The sequence below is a fragment of the Alkalicoccus daliensis genome, assembly GCF_900103955.1.
Taxonomy (GTDB): Bacteria; Bacillota; Bacilli; order Bacillales; family Salisediminibacteriaceae; genus Alkalicoccus; species Alkalicoccus daliensis.
Genome location: NZ_FNIL01000012.1, coordinates 95,648 through 113,082, shown reverse-complemented (window position 1 = coordinate 113,082; position 17,435 = coordinate 95,648). Strand labels below are relative to the sequence as shown.

Sequence of the window (17,435 nt, the reverse complement as noted above, 5' to 3'; positions counted from 1 at the left end):
TATAACTTTTTCCCATCGTGGACACGTCCTTTTTTGTAGTATATTCAGTATACTCATTTTTGAGGCGTTACTGTCCACTTTTAAGACTAACTCTATATTATAGGGCGATCGGAGTAAAATATAAGTGGATCGGAGTAAAGTATAGCCGGTTCATAGTAAAGCATAAGCGATTCGGAGTAAAATAGCGGGCGCGACAGTAAAATAAGCAGGCAAGAGCACAGGTGAGCTGCTCTATTTTCTTTGATTCAGCGGAAGTGGGGGTTGAATGAAGGAGGTAATGTGCTTTTCAAAGGTAGAATCTCGGTCGGGAAGCCAGCACAGGAGCTGTGAAGTTCATTATAAGGCGCGGATGGTTTAATATAGCAGGTTTATAGTATATTATAGGGCGATCGGAGTAAAATAGCGGGTGCGACAGTAAAATAAGCATGCCACAAACCAGCTCCAACAAAAGTCTGAATAGAAAAATATGTAAATTTTCCAATTATATTAATTTTTTCTCAAATATTTAATGCACAGCTGGAATTACATGATATAATAAGTTTGTTATTTTCTTAGGAAGGACTGCCCTTCAAGTCCATGGAAGAGCGATTTTTGGTGAAGTTTATTCGAAGGGATTACATTGCCACTACATAAGCAACAGCGTATCATATTTAGTCGTTATAATTGTACTATCATTGCAGCAGCTACATACATAGCCGCTTCGCCGAAAGTTCTTCCTAAGTAAATAACTATTTAATAGAAAGAAAGGGTTCTCCTTTTGCGAAAACAACAAATTACTGCCTGGGTGCTGGTCCTTTTATGGATGAGCCTTATTTTTTATTTTTCCCACCAACCCGGTGATACCTCCAGTGAACTGAGCGGAGGCATCACAGAGACGCTGCTTTACATACTCCAAAGCGTGCTGCCTGTGACGTTTTCAGAAGAAGCAATGCACACTTTAATCCGAAAGGGTGCGCATTTCTTCGTATATTTTGTGCTCGGAATACTTACGCTCCGTGCTCTGCATTCTTCCCGCATTCACGGAGCGTCTGCAGTCGTATATGCATTGTGTATCTGTATACTATATGCGATTACAGATGAGGTCCATCAGCTGTTCATTCCCGGGAGGGCTGGGACGATCACCGATGTAGCGATCGACAGCGCAGGCGCTGCGGCGGGAATCGCGCTGTACCTGCTCGTCAGTCAATGGTGGCGGAAAAAATAAACCGGCTCCGCAAAAATGCGGTAAGCCGGTTTATTTTATTTGATTTTCTTCAGTTGCAATACTTCGCTTTGATACTGCTTTTCCAGGAACCAGTCTATGCCGATATTCATAAAATAAGCGCCGGAAGCCGTTTTTTCGTTGTTGAGCTGATAGACAGCTTCAGGATCCAGGCCTTTCAGCTTCAATCTCACCGGCCGCGCACCGTATTTCAGGCCGCTTTCCAGTAAAAAGACGACAGAAGATTCCATGTCTTTTGATACGTACTGCATACTCGTGACTGCCTGGACAGAATCAGGAGAACTTATTCTAAACTGCGTGCCTTCCTGGACCACCTCCCGGATTTGTTTATAGAGGGATATCCACTGTGCCGCTTCTTCTTTCTCTTCATCCGGCCAGTGATTCAGGTTGCCGCCGATGCCGAGAGAGCCCATCATCGCGGAATGGAAACGGTAGGACAAAGGGACTTTCCGCTGATTCAGCCAGTTAGGAGAATCTGTTACCCAGCACATCATCGTTTTCGCATTATAAGCATAGGAACAGCCGTATTGAATTGGCAGCCTGTCCACTGCGTCTGTGTTGTCACTCGTCCAGAATTGATCCGTTCGCTGCAGGACGCCCAAATCTATGCGTCCGCCACCGCCGGAACAGGTTTCAATAAGAAGGGACGGGTACTTTTTCTTAAGGTGATCCAGTACGCGGTAAAGTCCATCCGCATGATCCTGCCAGAGCGATTTTTGAGAAGCGGGAGAACTGGTGTGTACCGCTTTTCCATTTCTCATCTCTGTGAGCCCAGGCTCTGAAACTGCCCGGTTCATATCCCATTTGAAAAACTTGATATTATGATTATCCATCAGCTGTTCGAGAGATTTGATAATATATTCCTGCACTTCTTTTTTGCCGAAGTTTAATACAAACTGGTTCCGGGCTTTTGTTGTAGTTTTGCCGGAAAACTGATAAATCCAGTCGGGATGCTGCCGGAAGAGCTGGCTGTCTTCGTTTACCATTTCCGGCTCGACCCATATGCCGAAATCCATGCCGAGTTCGCTGACACGCTTGATAAGAGGGTCAAGGCCCTCCGGGAATTTACTTTTGTTTACCTCCCAGTCTCCAAGTCCCGCTTCATCAGAATGGCGCTCCCCAAACCAGCCGTCATCTACGACAAACATTTCACAGCCAATGTCCGCTGCTTTTTCTGCAAGGGCCATCTGATCCGCTGCAGACACTTCAAAATAAGTGGCTTCCCAGGAGTTGTAAAGTACTTTTCTTGTCTGGTGCCGGTGCTCTTCCGGAAGAATCACTTCCTGCTGAAAGGTATGTGATAGCTGGCTCATTCCCGTAAATCCCTTATCGCTGCAGCCGATATAAAAGACAGGGGTTTCAAAGGATTCATTCTTATCCAGACTTTGAAAAAAGTCGAAGTCATTGAGGCCGCCGCTGACATGAACGAACCCGTGGGCGTCTTTTTCTACATGCAGGTCCCAGTTGCCGGAATAGGCGAAGTGGCCGAACCAGACGTTTCCGTGATGTTCGTCTGCACCGTCGTCGATGGCAAACCATGGATTTGCATGGTGGGAAGTGCTGCCGCGCCGGCTGTCTATCGTTTTGCGGCCTTCCCTGATTTCTTCCTGGATCAGCTGAAATTCGCCTACCCACTTTCCAGCCAGATGACTGAACTGGTAAGTTTGAGAGGGAGTAAAACTCACCTGAAGGGACCTGGCAGCTTCCAGGTGGAGCGTTTCTCCAGCGTGATTCCGGATCGTCTGACTCCTGCCGATCATGTCATATTCGGGATAGACATCATAATGCAGCTCCAGCAAATAGCGGTTTTCCTGGTCAGTAAGCTGAATGGAAAGGCGTTCAGCTTTTCCGGACTTCGAAATTTTATAATCCTGGAACTTCCAGTCAAATCCGCGCTCGCCGGTTGTATTCGATACCTTCAAGGTAGGTTCGGAATACACTAATTCACCCCAGGGAATAAAGTCATAGCCCATTACACCGCGGGAGTCTTCAAAGGAAGAATGGGGAATGACAAAAGCGTCGATGGCTTCATAATCTGCTTTACTTAACTTTTTCCCCCAGTAAATATGCTGCATATGCCCACTGTCATGACGGTCGAAAACATAAGCAGTTCGGCGGGTTTCAAGTACAAAGCGCCTGTTGTTATCCAAAGTAAATATATTCATAAGTTCTCCTCCAGTGTGAAAATTATTTTATAAAGCAGCTCTTTTACGTTTTTCTAATAATTAATTTACTGCTGAGAAAGACTTTTTTCGCTACATTTCTTTTTTCATTTATCTGTTCGGAAATAAGATCCACTGCAGTTTCACCCATCAGTTCCGTATATATTTTTACAGTGCTCAAAGGCGGATAAACGTATTTGGATACAGTAATGTCATTCACTCCTATTAACCTCACCCGCTCAGGCACGGAAATTCCTCCCTCATGCAGGGCGCGCAGCGCGCCGATTGCCAGCGGATCGTTTGCAGCAAAAAAAGCCTGCGGCAGCTGATCCCCTAATTGTTGAATTGCTTCTTTCATCAGCTTGTAGCCGGATTCTACAGAAAAGTCTCCTATAAAAATGTGATCTTCCTTAAGTAAATTTTTTTCCGTCATATAGTTCCTGTAATATCTTTCCCGGACATCGGTTATAGGAGAAATAGCATTTTTATAAGTTTCATACCCGCCTATAAATCCGATTTCCTGAAATCCTTTATGTGTAAAATAGTCGAGTACTGAGGTAGTAACTCTTTCAAAATCAGCAAGCACAGTATCCGAGTTTTCCTCATCGGGATTGGTATCAACGAAAACAATGTGGTTACTGATTTCTTTTAACTCCTTAACTTGTGCGGGATTGAATCTCCCGACAGCAATTATTCCATCCACGTCCTGATCAATTGATTCAATATCATTAAATCTGAAAAGAGTAGTGTTGGCAGTTGCTGCTCTCTTTTCAATGCCGAAGCGGATGGCCATATAGTAGATATCATTCAGCTCTTCTTTTTCATCTACCCAATGTAAAAAAGCAATTTTTTGCTCCGCGGCTTTTTTGTGGCGGATTTTGGTATAGGAAAGTTCTTCTGCTGCTTCGAACACTTTTTTCTTCGTTTCTTCCGTCGCAGATAGGGTCTTATCATAATTTAATACACGGGAAACAGTGGCGGCCGAAACGCCTGCTCTGAAAGCAATATCTTTAATAGTAGCCAAATAATATCTCCCCCTGAAAACATCTTAATGAAAGCACTTTCAAATTTAATACTAAATATGATTGGTAAAATAGTCAATCTTATTCAGTAATTATTTTAGTAATTAATTTACTTAAACATTGACTTAGAGGAAGGTGGATGATTAGTGGACCGGGAGTCGCCATAGCGGAAGGTGATGTCAGTATAGTGGGTCCGGAGTAAAGCATAGCCCGTTTTTATATCAGTATAGCGGGGGCGGAGTAAAGTAAAGGTGATGCGGAGTAAAATAGCGGGTCCGAGCGTAAATTAGCTGCTCCATTTTGCAGTTTCCAGTGGGGAAGGGGGTTGAATGAAGAAGGTAATATGCTTTTCCGGGGTGCGGGGGCGGACGATACAGTATAACGTGATTTCATTAAAGTATAAGCGGGATCGGAGTAAAGCATAGCGCGTTTTCATGTCAGTATAGCGGGATCGGAGTAAAGTATAGGTGAAGCGGAGTAAAATAGCGGGCCCGAGCGTAAATTAGCTGCTCCATTTTGCAGTTTCCAGAGGTGGAGGGGTTGAATGAAGAAGGTAATATGCTTTTCCGGGGTGCGGGGGCGGACGATATAGTATAACGTGATTTCATTAAAGTATAAGCGGATCGGAGTAAAGCATAGCGTGTTTTCATATCAGTATAGCGGCATCGGAGTAAAGTATAGGCGATTCGGAGTAAAATAGCGACCGAGACAGTAAAATAAGACCTCCCCCCTCACCGCATTCCCCGGGCTGAGTGCGAGATTCACCTTTCCATCAATAACCTCGTCCAGATTTTTTCTAATTACTCCCAATAAATACGTTAAACAGCTTATATAAAGAAAATCTATTGAATTGTCAAAATAATTAGGCTATGATTGAAAACAAGAAGGCGCTTACATTGTTATTTTTAATAAAAATACCAGAAGGGCGCTTTTTATTTTGTCGTTTGTGCAAACGTTTCCATAATTTGCACAGTGTTGCACACGGGATTTCGGCACTCACAGGAAAAGGAGGTCTGAACTGTTTCAGGAAATAATTTCATGTATTTTGAAGGGAGAGAAAAGCTCTTGTATAAAAGAAAAACACGACGAAGTGCTTTGATGATGACGGGAGTAATGGGACTCAGTATCTTTTCAGGGTTTGCCCCGGCGGCTGTGGCAGAAGAAGAGCAAGATAGTGGAGTAGACGAAGGTTCGCTTCGCGTCCACTATGATTACGGTGATAAGGATGTCACACAGCTCGGTGTATGGTTCTGGGGAGACGTTGCAGAAGAACCGACGGACTGGCCGGACGGCAGCTGGTTTTCTGATTACGGCACGACGGATTTCGGTGCCTATGTAGATATTGAGCTGGCGGAAGATGCTTCCTCTCTGGGGTTGGTAATTAATAACCGGGGTGGGGAAAACGTATCTGGTGACATTGACATAGATATTCTTGCAGAAGAGATGGATGAAGTATGGATTACGCAGGAGGAGCAGGTGTATTACTACGAGCCGGAGGCGCTTGAAGGCGATACGCTGCGGGTTAACTTTCAGGCGGAAGGAGAGTATGAGCCATGGGGCCTCTGGACCTGGGGCAGCGTAGCGGAGGAACTTTCCGACTGGCCGATGGATGCACACGCTTTTTCAAGTGAGCAGACAGGAAGATACGGAGCCTACCACGACCTGGCGCTTGCGCCGAACGCTTCCGGCATTGGTTTTTTGCTTGTGAAACGGGATGAAAGTGCAGAGCAGTCCGGCGACATGAACTTCGGTGATTTTGACACGCACAGCCAGATCTTTCTGCGGGAAGGGGACGATGAAGTTTATACGAATCCTTACTTTGTTTCCACAGGCGCAGAAGAAGAGGACCGCGAGCTGAAAGAAGGAGAATATGACATCAGCGTAAGCGGTTCGGTTAAGGAAGCATTCCATTACAACGAAAATGCAGTGCTCGAAGTGCATATAGAAAACAACAGCGATGTCGAAGTGGATACGATTTATGCGGATACGAGTGCGCTTGGAGGGAGCAGTGAACTTGCTGTTTCGCCGGAGCTCGAGGCAGTGTCGATCGCAGCAGCTTACGACACGGAACCCGGCACATACGATCTTCCAATTACAGCAATTGATGAAGAAGGCGGCATGTATCAGGGGTCAGCGACTGCGGAAGTAACTGAGCGCAGTAAGGAAGAAGGCGAGTTTGATTGGGACGAAGCGATGATTTACTTTATGCTGACAGACCGCTTTGCAGATGGAAATCCTGATAACAATGATCCTTACGGTTTGGATTACGCGCAGTACGATGATGAAAATCCCCGCGGTACATATCAAGGGGGAGATTTCGCAGGTGTAACAGAGAATCTTGACTATCTGGATGATTTGGGAGTAAACACGGTCTGGATTACTCCGATTGTAGAAAACATTGCACACGATGTAGAGTGGGATGCTTCTGCTGGAAACTACTTTGGCTACCACGGCTACTGGGCAAGTGATTTTGAAGAGTTAAATCCGCACCTTGGAACGCTCGAGGAGTTTCATACACTGATTGACGAGGCGGCAGCGAGAGATATGAAAATCATGGTGGACGTGGTGCTCAATCACCCGGGCTATGACGTGCGCGAAAGCGATCAACTGCCGGAAGGAGAAGCGCCGGATGGCTATCCCGGACCGGAAATAGTCGAGCGTTTTGACGGCATGATCCGTGACAATCCAGGCTCGGATGACCAGACGATGGAGCTTGCGGGATTGCCTGATTTTGAAACAGAAAACCCGGAGGTGCGCAATCAGCTGGTCGACTGGCAGACAGCATGGCTGGACCGTTCTACGACGGAAAATGGGAATGCCATATCCTATTACCGGGTAGATACTGTTAAGCATGTGGATGATACGACCTGGCAGCATTTTAAAAATGAATTAACAGAGAAAGACAGTGAATTTAAAATGATTGGCGAGTCCTGGGGTGCGAACCAGAACGACGATCAGGGATATTTACAGACAGGAACGATGGATTCTTTACTCGATTTCGGCTTTAAAAACAGTGCCCGCGATTTTGCACGGGGTAACCTGGAATCGGTAAATGAAGATCTGCAGGAACGTAATGCAGGAATGGATAATACGTCTTTATTAGGGCAGTTTTTAGGAAGTCACGATGAAGAAGGATTCCTTTACAACCACGGAGAAGAGGCACTGCTGATCGGCGCAGCACTGCAGATCACGGCGAAAGGACAGCCGGTCATTTATTATGGGGAAGAACTGGGGCAGTCCGGCGACGATAACTGGCCGCAGTATGATAACCGCTATGACTTTGCCTGGAGCGAAGTGGAAGACAGCGAAATTCACAAACATTATCAGAAGCTGCTTCAGTTCCGCGGAGAACATTCAGAAATTTTTGCCCGCGGCGGCCGCAGCGAGACAGCGGGATCTGATGAGGAAGAGTTTCTCGTGTTTGACCGCACCCACAATGGAGAGAGTGTCTTTGTAGGCCTGAACGTGGCGGATGAGGCGCAGGAAGTAACACTAGGTGTGGAAGGCGCAGATACGGTAGTAACGGACGCATACTCCGGGGAAACGTACGCTTCAGAAAACAATCAGGTAACTATTACCCTTCCGGCAAAAGCAGACGGAGGAACGGTTCTTCTTACTGCAGATAACGGAACGATAGTAGGAGAGGAAGCACCGGCACCGGAAGAGCCTTCCAGTGAGATTCCTGAAAATCACCTGCGTGTGCATTATGATGCAGGAGACACGAACGTTTCTACCCTGGGTGTCTGGTACTGGGACGGAGCGGCAGTGCCGTCTGAAGAAAATGCTTCCTGGCCGGGAGATGAGCGGTTCAGTGAAGAAAACAGCACCGATTTCGGACCGTATATTGATATTGAGCTGGAGCCCGGGGCAGACAGGCTGAGCATGCTCATTAATAATACAGGCGGCGATAATATTACAGGAGACGTACAGGTAGATCTTATTTCAGAAAGAATGAATGAGATCTGGCTTTATGAAGACGGCTCTTACGTACTGGCAGAGCCTGTAAATCTCGGCGAAAATGAGGTCCGTGTTCATTATGACCGGGAAAACGATGATTATGAAAACTGGGCAGTCTGGTCTTTTGAAGACGTTGCAGTTCCTTCTGGCGAACTGGGAGACTGGCCGGACGGTGCTACAGAATTTGAAGGTACAGGAAGATACGGTGCCTATCTGGACGTGGAGCTGACAGAAGATGCGGAAGAAATAGGATTTCTCTTTTTAAACAAAGAGACTGGAGAACAGACGAATGATATGAGCTTCTCCGATCTGGAAAGATACAATCAGATTTTCGTACAGGAAGGCACCGACACAGCTTTCAACAACCCTTACTATACGACGCAGGACGGGTTAAGAAATGCCGAAGTCCTTTCTGAAGAAAGAATTGAGCTGACTTTTTCAGGCACAGAAAATTTAACGGAAAATCAGCTTTTTGAAGGGATACAAATTACAGACCGTAATGGGGATGCTGTCGCATTTGACCGAGTAACGATAGAAGACGATGGAGTGACAGTCAACCTCCACGGCACGTTTGATCTGGATCTTGCGCCGTTTACGGTTACTTTCAACAACCGGTCGGCGAGTGCGATGATCGGCTGGCGCCTGAAGGACGAGCTCTACAGCTATGACGGGAATCTTGGAGCGGAGCTTCATGAGGATGGATCCGTCACGCTGAAGCTTTGGTCACCGAGCGCGGACAATGTGAGCATTACATTATACGATAAAGACGATCAGGACAGCATAGTAGCAGAAGATGTAGACATGGAGCGCCAGGACAGAGGTGTCTGGGAAGTGACGCTTGATGCAGGAAATACAGGCGTAGAAAATCATACAGGATACTATTATCACTATATGATTGAAAGAGACGGAGAAACAGTTGAGGCGCTTGATCCGTATGCTCCTTCAATGGCAGCCTGGAACAGTGATGATGAGGACAGCTACATTGGGAAAGCAGCAATCGTAGACCCTTCATCGATTGGGCCGGAGCTTGATTTTGCGGAAATTGAAGGATTTGAAAAGCGGGAAGATGCAATTATTTACGAACTGCACGTCCGTGATTTCACCTCCGATCCTTCGATTGAAGACGAGCTGGAAAATGAATTCGGCACGTTCGGCGCGTTTGCGGAGCGGCTGGATTACCTGGAGGACTTAGGAGTGACGCACGTACAGCTGCTGCCGGTAATGAGCTATTTCTTCTCGAATGAATTTACGGCAGGAGAGCGGATGCTCAATTATTCTTCTACACAGAATAATTACAACTGGGGTTATGACCCGCACAGCTATTTCTCATTAACGGGTATGTATTCACAGGATCCGGAAGATGCAGAAAAGCGGATTGAAGAATTTAAGCAGCTGATTCATGAAATTCATGAACGCGATATGGGAGTAGTGCTTGATGTAGTGTACAACCATACTGCACGTGTACACATTTTCGAAGATCTGGAGCCGAATTATTACCACTTCATGGATGCGGACGGCACGTCCCGCGTAAGCTTTGGCGGAGGACGTCTCGGCACAACGCATGAAATGGCCCGCCGTATTCTTGTAGACTCGATCATGTACTGGGTGGAGGAATTTAAGGTGGACGGCTTCCGCTTCGATATGATGGGAGACCATGATGCAGAAACTATTCAGATCGCGTACGATAAAGCAAAAGAAGTAAATCCCAATATCGTCATGATCGGCGAAGGCTGGGTCACGTATGCAGGGGATGAAAATTATCCTGACGTGCAGCCTGCGGACCAGCAGTGGATGCAGTATACAGAAAGTGTCGGTTCTTTCTCAGATGATTTCCGGAATGAATTGAAATCAGGCTTCGGCAGTGAAGGAGAACCGAGGTTTCTTACCGGCGGGGCGCGTGATATTGAGCGGATTTACAATAATCTCACCGCAAATCCGGCGAATTTCACCGCAACGAATCCGGGGGATGTCGTACCGTATATTGCAGCGCATGACAATCTGACGCTGCACGATGTAATTGCACAGTCAATTCAAAAAGATCCAAAAGATCATCAGGAAGAAATTCATCAGCGTATCCGTTTAGGAAATGCGATGGTCCTGACTGCACAGGGAACAGCATTTCTGCACGGCGGGCAGGAATTCGGCCGTACGAAACAGTTCCGTCATGAGGATTATATTGCGCCTGTTCCAGAAGGAGAGGAGCCGTATAAATCCACTTATATGGAGGATGCAGATGGTAATCCGTTTGAATATCCATATTTCATTCATGATTCCTACGATTCTACGGATGCAATTAACCTGTTTGACTGGGAAAAAGCAACGGATGCAGAAGAATATCCGATTAATAATGTAACGCAGGACATGGCTGCAGGCATGATTGAACTGCGCCGTTCCACGGACGCATTTACTTTCGGCACTATGGAGGAAATCGATGCGCAGGTGTCACTGATTGAAGCGCCGGAAATTAATGCCGAAGATCTTCTTATCGGCTACCGCGCCGAGTCTCTGGAAAGAGAGGAGACGTATCATGTGTTTATTAATGCGGATGCGCAGGAGCGCACGCTTTCTCTCGAGGAGGATCTTACAGAGGGAGTCATTGTCGCAGATGCGGATGAAGCAGGCGCAGGACCAGTAGCAGAGGAAAATGGATTCGCACTGACTGCTTCTTCCATCACCATTGATCCATTAACAGCGGTAATAGTGAAAACTGGAGAAGTGGAAGAAAGCGGTCCGCAAAAACCAGGTAAGCCGGGCAGACCTGATGCACCTGGACCGCCATCCTGGGCGCCTGGTCCCCCGGAATGGGTGAATCCAGGACCGCCGGCAGACCGGCCGGGCCGCGGAGGGGCAAATAAAAATTAATATTCATAAAAAAATGTCTTAAAATTAATAGTTGCAAAGTCCGCTCCCACCAATTTGGTGGGAGCTTTTTTTGTACGGAGACGAAATGATTTCATAGAAAGTCATGTAATTCTTTATCAACAAGGAATATTTAATGGGTATTTTGTTTTGTATAAAGTATAATTAATAAAAAATAAGAATTTAAAAATAGAATAATAGGTATTTTGTGATATTATATATCTAATTAATGTAATTTATACATGTTATGTAAATCTAAAGTCTTGTTAACATGTTTATTGAACAGCGTCTTTTGCAGTGGTTCAACTTTTTAAGAAACGCCAGCTGCAATATGTAGATTTTAAGTGAACTTTATGAATGTATCGGGAGGTTATGAAAGTGGAGTGGGTGGATATAAAACAGTTTCCTTACTTAGCGCTTGACCGCAAAGTAGAAGAAGATATATTTTCCGGAGCAGGACATTTGCTGTTAAGAAAAGGTATGATTTTAACAACGCACCATGTGGCACAGCTTCTGCAGCATGATATCAGGAAAATACGCTTAGGAGAATCAACATCAGTACTTGAACAGATGACGGGAAAGCTGGGCGAAAAGCATCAAACATTTTTAGCGTTGTATCAGAAGCAGTATGAAAGTCTGCGGCCGGTATTTGAAGCAGCTGAAAATAACGAATTATTACCATTGGAAGAACCTCTGGTATTATTTGAAGATCTAATTGAAGAAGCATTAAATGGTATTAATTTATTGGAAGTTTTACAGCAGATGCAGGGACACAGCGAATATACTTTACGGCACAGCATTCACGTAGGGCTGATATCTTCGCTTATTGCCCAGCTTCAGAATTTTTCAAAAGAGCATGTACTTGAAATAGGCAAGAGTGGCCTGATGCATGATATCGGCAAGCTGAAAATTTCAAATGATATTATTCAGAAACCTGGAGCTTTAACAAATGAAGAGTTTACTGAGATTAAAAAACATCCCGAAAAAGGATATGACCTGCTTCAAACAAATCCGGTTGTTTCAGAAATGATGCTTCTGGGGGCGCTGGAACATCATGAAAGAATAGATGGAAGTGGCTATCCTCACAGGAAAAAAGGAGAAAAACTATCTGAGACAGGGAGAATCGTAGCGATTGCGGACGTATTTGACGCAATATCTTCCGACCGTTCCTACAAGAGAAAAAGGTCACCGCTTACTGCATTAAAAGTAATTTCAGATGATATCTTCGCAGGGCGTCTTTCGAGTAAATTGGGAATGCCGTTTGTAGGACACATGCTCAGTTCCTACACAGGTTCCTACGCTTACTTATCAGACGGAAGAATTGGGCAGATTATTCAAATTCCCCTGGAGAATATGGAGCATCCGATGTTATATGTAGAGGGTAAAATGCTTTCAGCGGAAGAATCAAAAGAAGTTGAAATCATTGATTTTGCAGACGCAAGATCGAAAAAAATGTATTTAGAGAAAGAAAGAGCCGAAGCATTTTAATAAATATCACGTCTGTCGATTATCGATAGGATACAGTATTGCAGTGTCTGCGGTTTCTATTTCTTCGCATGCCGTGGAGAAAGCTTTCGGCTTCCGAATAGAAGGTATGGTTACGCACAGCCAGAATGCGGGACGGTCCAGTGATCTTCAAACTTTCTTTTTCCAAAGTCTCACTCTGCTAATGCGGGATGTCTTTTATTTCTGACTAAGAAATAATGAGAGTTCATCACTTCGTAAAACTACAGCATTCCTTTTTTCAAACAATTAAAAAAGGAATGCAATCTTTTTCAAAAAAAGAGCGGCGCGAAGCCGGTGACTCCGAGAGGATTGAGGGCGATTCGAAGATCCGGCTGCCGAAGGCAGACTAGCTGAGAGAGTCCCCTCCGGAAAGCGTCCGGCGGGAGCAGAGCGTCTTACTGCATTCCAGATAAGAAGCCCTTTCTTGCTTTTTTAGATCGGAAACACAGGATATTATTTAGGTTATATTGGATAAATAACGCGCATGAATAAATAGAACTTTTATAAAAGGGACAGCAAATGCCCAGCGGCTGGTTTTCCTCCGCTGGACAGGATTACATATTATATTTCCATTAATAATGATGGAATCAGGCTGACGGAAAACTCAGCTTGTAGTTCAGGATTTTTTCTTACTATTTGCTCGTTTGTTGAGGAAGTAAAATTATAGAATTGGTTCACATTCCTGCATGCTGCCGCTGCGCAGCTTCTTTAATGCAGTTTTTCTCCAGCTCTTCACAGTCGTTACAGAGACCCCGTACTTTACTGCAATATCAGCTGGTTTTAAATTTTCAATAATATAAGCAGCTGCCCAGTCTTTTTCACGTGGGGTAAGATCTAACTGAAGAATCCACTGCTGCAGCAGCACTATCTCTTCACTATGCTGACTATCTGCTATGTTGAAAAGTAATTCCGGCTCCAGGGAGTAAGCGCGTGACTTCCGCTTATCCTGTCTTGTCAGTTCATGGCGGATTTTTCCGTAGATATAGCTTTTCGCAAGCGGAGCAAAGGGACCCGCAGCCGTATCATACTTGAGCCATGCTTCGTAAATCGCAATTCTGCCGATCTGCTCATACTCTTCTTTTTCCCGCATTAGATTCCACTTATGAATCACTCCATAAACCATCGGCATAAACTGGCTTAAAACTTTTTCGAATTCCTTTTCCTTTTTCATGAATGTACCTTTTCAGAGGGGCGCGCTCCCTCATGTATTCCGCGGTACATTCATCGTATAGAATATAATAAAAGCAGGCGAATGGCTTTTCTTATTGTTTATACGAAAGTAAACGTTAAGTTTCACCCGGATAAAAATGAACTTTTACCCCGAAAATAGTTAATTAAATACCATAATAAGAAAAATCTGAAAATATAAGTTGATCGTTCCCATATTATGATATATTATGTAAATATAAATCAGCCTCGTAAGCTTTTCCTGTGACTATACTCAACTTCTTCGTAGTGCTTTTTCCACAAAAGTCCGCTGCTTACAATTCATGGTGTCAGATAGGAAGTGATGAAAGACATACATTGCACCCTGTAATTCCCTCCTTATGCGATTACGGATCCACTCTAGCCACACCATTAACCTTAATAGAGGAGCAGCGTTCATGAAGACGACAACTGAATATAGAATTTCTTCTGACACGATGATGTTGGAACCCGCACGACAGATAGATGGGGGCACAATAGTACATGAAGTGAATCGTACTTTTCACGTCTCCCAGGAGCCTAAGGACATTATCCATGCCAATTGTTATTTAGGGAGTTCATCCTACGAAGGACGAGTAAAAGCGGTCCGTAAATTTCTTATGTATCTTAAGAGAACGCCGGTCCTCGTATATGAAAAGACCGGTATTATCACCTTTCCCACGCACGCATCGAATCATTTGAACTGCCACTGGATTTTTCCGGCACACATACGTACTTTTCAAAAGTCACCAACAAAACCCGGGGTTACATGTTTATTTATGATGAACGGACAGGTGCTGGAGGTTCCGGTTTCTGAACATACAGTTTCAAAACAATATTACCGGACCAATCATGTGCTTCGCTTTTTCGCAGATGGTTCATGACAGGATAGATTAGCTGTCGGAAAAATATATAACAAAATAATATCCCCTCTGCTGCAGAAAAATATGCTGCAGGAGGGGCTTCGTAGATTAAAGGGCGTATAACAGCAGCGTGTATAATAAAACACCAATGCCGAATGCCCAAAAGTTGCTTTCTCTTTCAGCCGGGAGTTCTTCCTTTAATATATTTAAAATCATTGTTCCGGCGAGGAAGGAAAACAGCATCGTTACGGTTACTTCAGACACCTCAATAAATAGCGCCAGCAGCCATCCGAAAAACACGGCAGCCGCAAGCATGTACCTGCCAAAATGGTCGTATTGATGTTCGTGATGCAGGCGCAGTGAATAATCATTGGAAATAAAATGCACGGAAAGCGCAGCGAAATAAAGTAAAAGATCTCCCGGCTCCTGGTACTCTCCATGAATAATTAAGTAACCAATCAGGAAATTATAAACAAAAAAAGACAGCACGTGAACCCGGAAGACCCAGTTGCTTTCCACCTCAGGTTTCTCACTTCCGGTGCGGGCTTTTTTTGCCATGCGTTCCAGTCCATAGAAAACCACGAGACCAAGAAGAGAGGCGAGGTAGACGTGATACTGATCCAGTACCCAGAGCTCGTAACCCGCTTCATTCAATTGATCCTGAAACATATGAAGTTCCGGGAGCAGATGCATAAATACATACGCGATAGATACGCCGCCTGCTGCAGAAAGTACTTTGCTGCGCGGTGCGGTGTGAAGGAAAGTTAACCGCTCAGAAAATAAATGGACGGCTATAAAACCGAGAACACATAAAAAGCTAAGTATTAAGAACATATAAGAGCCTCCTTGAAGACCTCGTACCCAAAAGAAACTGCTCTTAGTCCCTAAAGTAAGAAGGAAGAAGAATTCTAAGATAATAAGTTTAATCATACGGATATTTTTCAGGAAATTGATTCTGCTATAATAAAGAAAAAGCAGGTGAATGGAATGGCAAAAATTGTAGTGGCAGGAAGCTATATCACGGATCTCACTTCCCGGACTTCGCATTTCCCCAAGCCTGGGGAAACAGTGCTTGGAAACTCTTTTCGCATGGGGCCCGGAGGCAAGGGAGGCAATCAGGCGGTGGCAGCTGCCAGGCTGGGAGCAGAAGTGACGATGGTAACCAAGGTAGGGAAAGACACGTTTGGCGAAGAAGCTTTAAAATCATTTACAAAGGAAAATATTCGAACGGAATTCATATATCAGTCTGCGGCTGCGCCTACAGGAACAGCTTTAATTACAGTTGATCAGGCAGGGGAAAACACCATCGTTGTTTCCCCGGGAGCCTGCGGAGAAATCACAAAAGCAGAAATAGCAGGGGCTTCTTCCGCGATAGAAGAAGCTGCGATCATTCTGCTTCAGCTGGAAATATCAATGGAGGCAATTGAAGCCTGCGTGCAGACTGCATTTGAAAAAGGAAAGCGGATTATATTAAATCCTGCCCCCTTCCAGGAGCTGCCGGAAGATCTTCTCGCCAAAATAGACGTGATTACTCCAAATGAAACGGAAGCAGAAGAAATGACCGGAGTACAAGTGACGGACAGGAAGTCGGCAGCGGAAGCAGCCGGTATTTTGCAGGGGAAAGGTATTTCAACAGTGATCATCACGATGGGCAGGCAGGGATGCTGCGTCGCAGATAACGAAGAACTGTACTTTTTACCTGGTGTACAGGTGGAAGCAAAAGACACTACTGGTGCAGGAGATGCTTTTAATGGGGCTTTTGCGTACTTTACAGCGGAAGGGCTGCCGGTAAAAGAAGCGTGCGAACGTGCGAATATCGCTGCGGCAATTTCCGTTACGAAAGAAGGGACCGCGCCTGCGATGCCTACACGAGATGAATTGGCGCGATGGAAGAATCAAAATTAAAAATATAAAATTGTGGAGAAGTATTTATAAACAGAGGAAACAGTTTCTTCCAAAAAACTTGTGTGATAAAATGAACCTCTTCACTATTACTGTAATTCCAGCTGATGCAGGGGGATTTAAATAAAAAGGGGTCTTATTGTGAGAGGTCTTATCTTTTTTATATGGTTGGCATTATATACCATCGGGATGTGGACAGAAAGTTCCACAGCGTTTTTACGAGAATTAAGTGTTTCTTTTCAGCTGGTCTCAGAACCTTCTTTATCTGGATTTTGGTCTGTCAGCTACACAGGCGTGCTGATGGACAGCAGACTGCTGCTGCTTTTTAAAGTATTTCACGTCCTCAGTTCATTTATTCTTGGACTCTTATTCTTTCACTGGATGGGGGTAAGGTTTTTGCCAGTAGTCTTCTTGCTGCTCGTAGTTACCTTTATTGAGGTGATGCAGGTATTTTTCACAAGGGAGGCACTGGCGCTGGATGTGCTGCTGAATGCCTCCGGTGTAATATCTGCGGCTGCTTTATTATGGGTGTGGCAGAATGTGATACAGGAAATGCTGGAACGTGAGCCTATGGCGGAAGCAGAAACGATGGAAGAAGAAGCAGATAGACTGCAGGAGAAATAAATCTCTCTGCAGTCTTTTTTTGCGATTGAATTGCATTATTTTCAAGGGAGACCTTCATGAAAAAAAACTGCACCATGAAAGATAAAAATTAATACTGCTGTGTAACGAAGGAGAGGAAGCACGAGCGCCGTTC

The 17,435-nt window shown here is 44.9% G+C and carries 10 protein-coding genes; 6 read left to right on the top strand and 4 right to left on the bottom strand.

Annotation, left to right across the window (positions count from 1 at the left end):
- Positions 1-757: 757 nt before the first annotated feature.
- Positions 758-1,204 carry a VanZ family protein gene (locus BLP92_RS15220; RefSeq protein ID WP_090843812.1) on the top strand — a complete coding sequence of 149 codons (447 nt, stop codon included), beginning with the start codon at positions 758-760 and terminating at the stop codon, positions 1,202-1,204.
- A gap of 35 nt (positions 1,205-1,239) precedes the next feature.
- Here BLP92_RS15220 and BLP92_RS15215 read toward each other — a convergent pair whose 3' ends face one another.
- The gene (locus BLP92_RS15215; protein ID WP_090843811.1) at positions 1,240-3,387 is read right to left on the bottom strand and encodes an alpha-galactosidase; all 2,148 of its coding nucleotides are present in this window, start codon (positions 3,385-3,387) and stop codon (positions 1,240-1,242) included.
- Positions 3,388-3,430: 43 nt separating this feature from the next.
- Positions 3,431-4,408: a LacI family DNA-binding transcriptional regulator gene (locus tag BLP92_RS15210; protein WP_090843810.1), complete on the bottom strand. Its 978-nt coding sequence runs from the start codon at positions 4,406-4,408 to the stop codon at positions 3,431-3,433.
- Between the two features lie 1,063 nt (positions 4,409-5,471).
- Between BLP92_RS15210 and BLP92_RS15205 the strand changes: the two genes are divergently transcribed.
- Entirely contained in the window at positions 5,472-11,225 is a 5,754-nt protein-coding gene (locus BLP92_RS15205) for a pullulanase (protein WP_090843816.1), read from the top strand.
- A gap of 375 nt (positions 11,226-11,600) precedes the next feature.
- Positions 11,601-12,710, top strand: a complete 1,110-nt coding sequence (locus BLP92_RS15200) for an HD-GYP domain-containing protein (RefSeq protein WP_175444323.1) — start codon at positions 11,601-11,603, stop codon at positions 12,708-12,710.
- A gap of 679 nt (positions 12,711-13,389) precedes the next feature.
- On the opposite strand, the gene BLP92_RS15195 is transcribed toward BLP92_RS15200, so the two are convergent.
- Positions 13,390-13,899 carry a sigma-70 family RNA polymerase sigma factor gene (locus tag BLP92_RS15195; protein WP_090843808.1) on the bottom strand — a complete coding sequence of 170 codons (510 nt, stop codon included), beginning with the start codon at positions 13,897-13,899 and terminating at the stop codon, positions 13,390-13,392.
- 433 nt (positions 13,900-14,332) lie between these two features.
- Here BLP92_RS15195 and BLP92_RS15190 point away from each other — a divergent pair, with 433 nt between their 5' ends.
- Positions 14,333-14,797 (top strand): competence protein ComK, encoded by a 465-nt coding sequence (locus tag BLP92_RS15190; RefSeq protein ID WP_175444322.1) that lies wholly within the window; start codon positions 14,333-14,335, stop codon positions 14,795-14,797.
- Positions 14,798-14,884: 87 nt separating this feature from the next.
- On the opposite strand, the gene BLP92_RS15185 is transcribed toward BLP92_RS15190, so the two are convergent.
- Entirely contained in the window at positions 14,885-15,610 is a 726-nt protein-coding gene (locus BLP92_RS15185; protein ID WP_090843806.1) for a hypothetical protein, read from the bottom strand.
- 153 nt (positions 15,611-15,763) lie between these two features.
- Here BLP92_RS15185 and rbsK point away from each other — a divergent pair, with 153 nt between their 5' ends.
- Together rbsK and BLP92_RS15175 are read left to right on the top strand one after the other, a co-directional pair.
- Positions 15,764-16,681 carry a ribokinase gene (gene rbsK / locus BLP92_RS15180; RefSeq protein ID WP_090843805.1) on the top strand — a complete coding sequence of 306 codons (918 nt, stop codon included), beginning with the start codon at positions 15,764-15,766 and terminating at the stop codon, positions 16,679-16,681.
- A 138-nt stretch (positions 16,682-16,819) separates the two neighbouring features.
- Positions 16,820-17,302, top strand: coding sequence for a hypothetical protein (locus tag BLP92_RS15175; RefSeq protein WP_090843804.1), 483 nt, complete (start codon positions 16,820-16,822; stop codon positions 17,300-17,302).
- The last annotated feature ends 133 nt before the right edge of the window (positions 17,303-17,435 follow it).

Bases quoted from the DNA above. Each gene is read 5' to 3' on its own strand.
- BLP92_RS15190 (WP_175444322.1), top strand. From the start codon at position 14,333: ATGAAGACGACAACTGAATATAGAATTTCTTCTGACACGATGATGTTG.
- rbsK (WP_090843805.1), top strand. From the start codon at position 15,764: ATGGCAAAAATTGTAGTGGCAGGAAGCTATATCACGGATCTCACTTCC.
- BLP92_RS15215 (WP_090843811.1), bottom strand. From the start codon at position 3,387: ATGAATATATTTACTTTGGATAACAACAGGCGCTTTGTACTTGAAACC.
- BLP92_RS15185 (WP_090843806.1), bottom strand. From the start codon at position 15,610: ATGTTCTTAATACTTAGCTTTTTATGTGTTCTCGGTTTTATAGCCGTC.
- BLP92_RS15195 (WP_090843808.1), bottom strand. From the start codon at position 13,899: ATGAAAAAGGAAAAGGAATTCGAAAAAGTTTTAAGCCAGTTTATGCCG.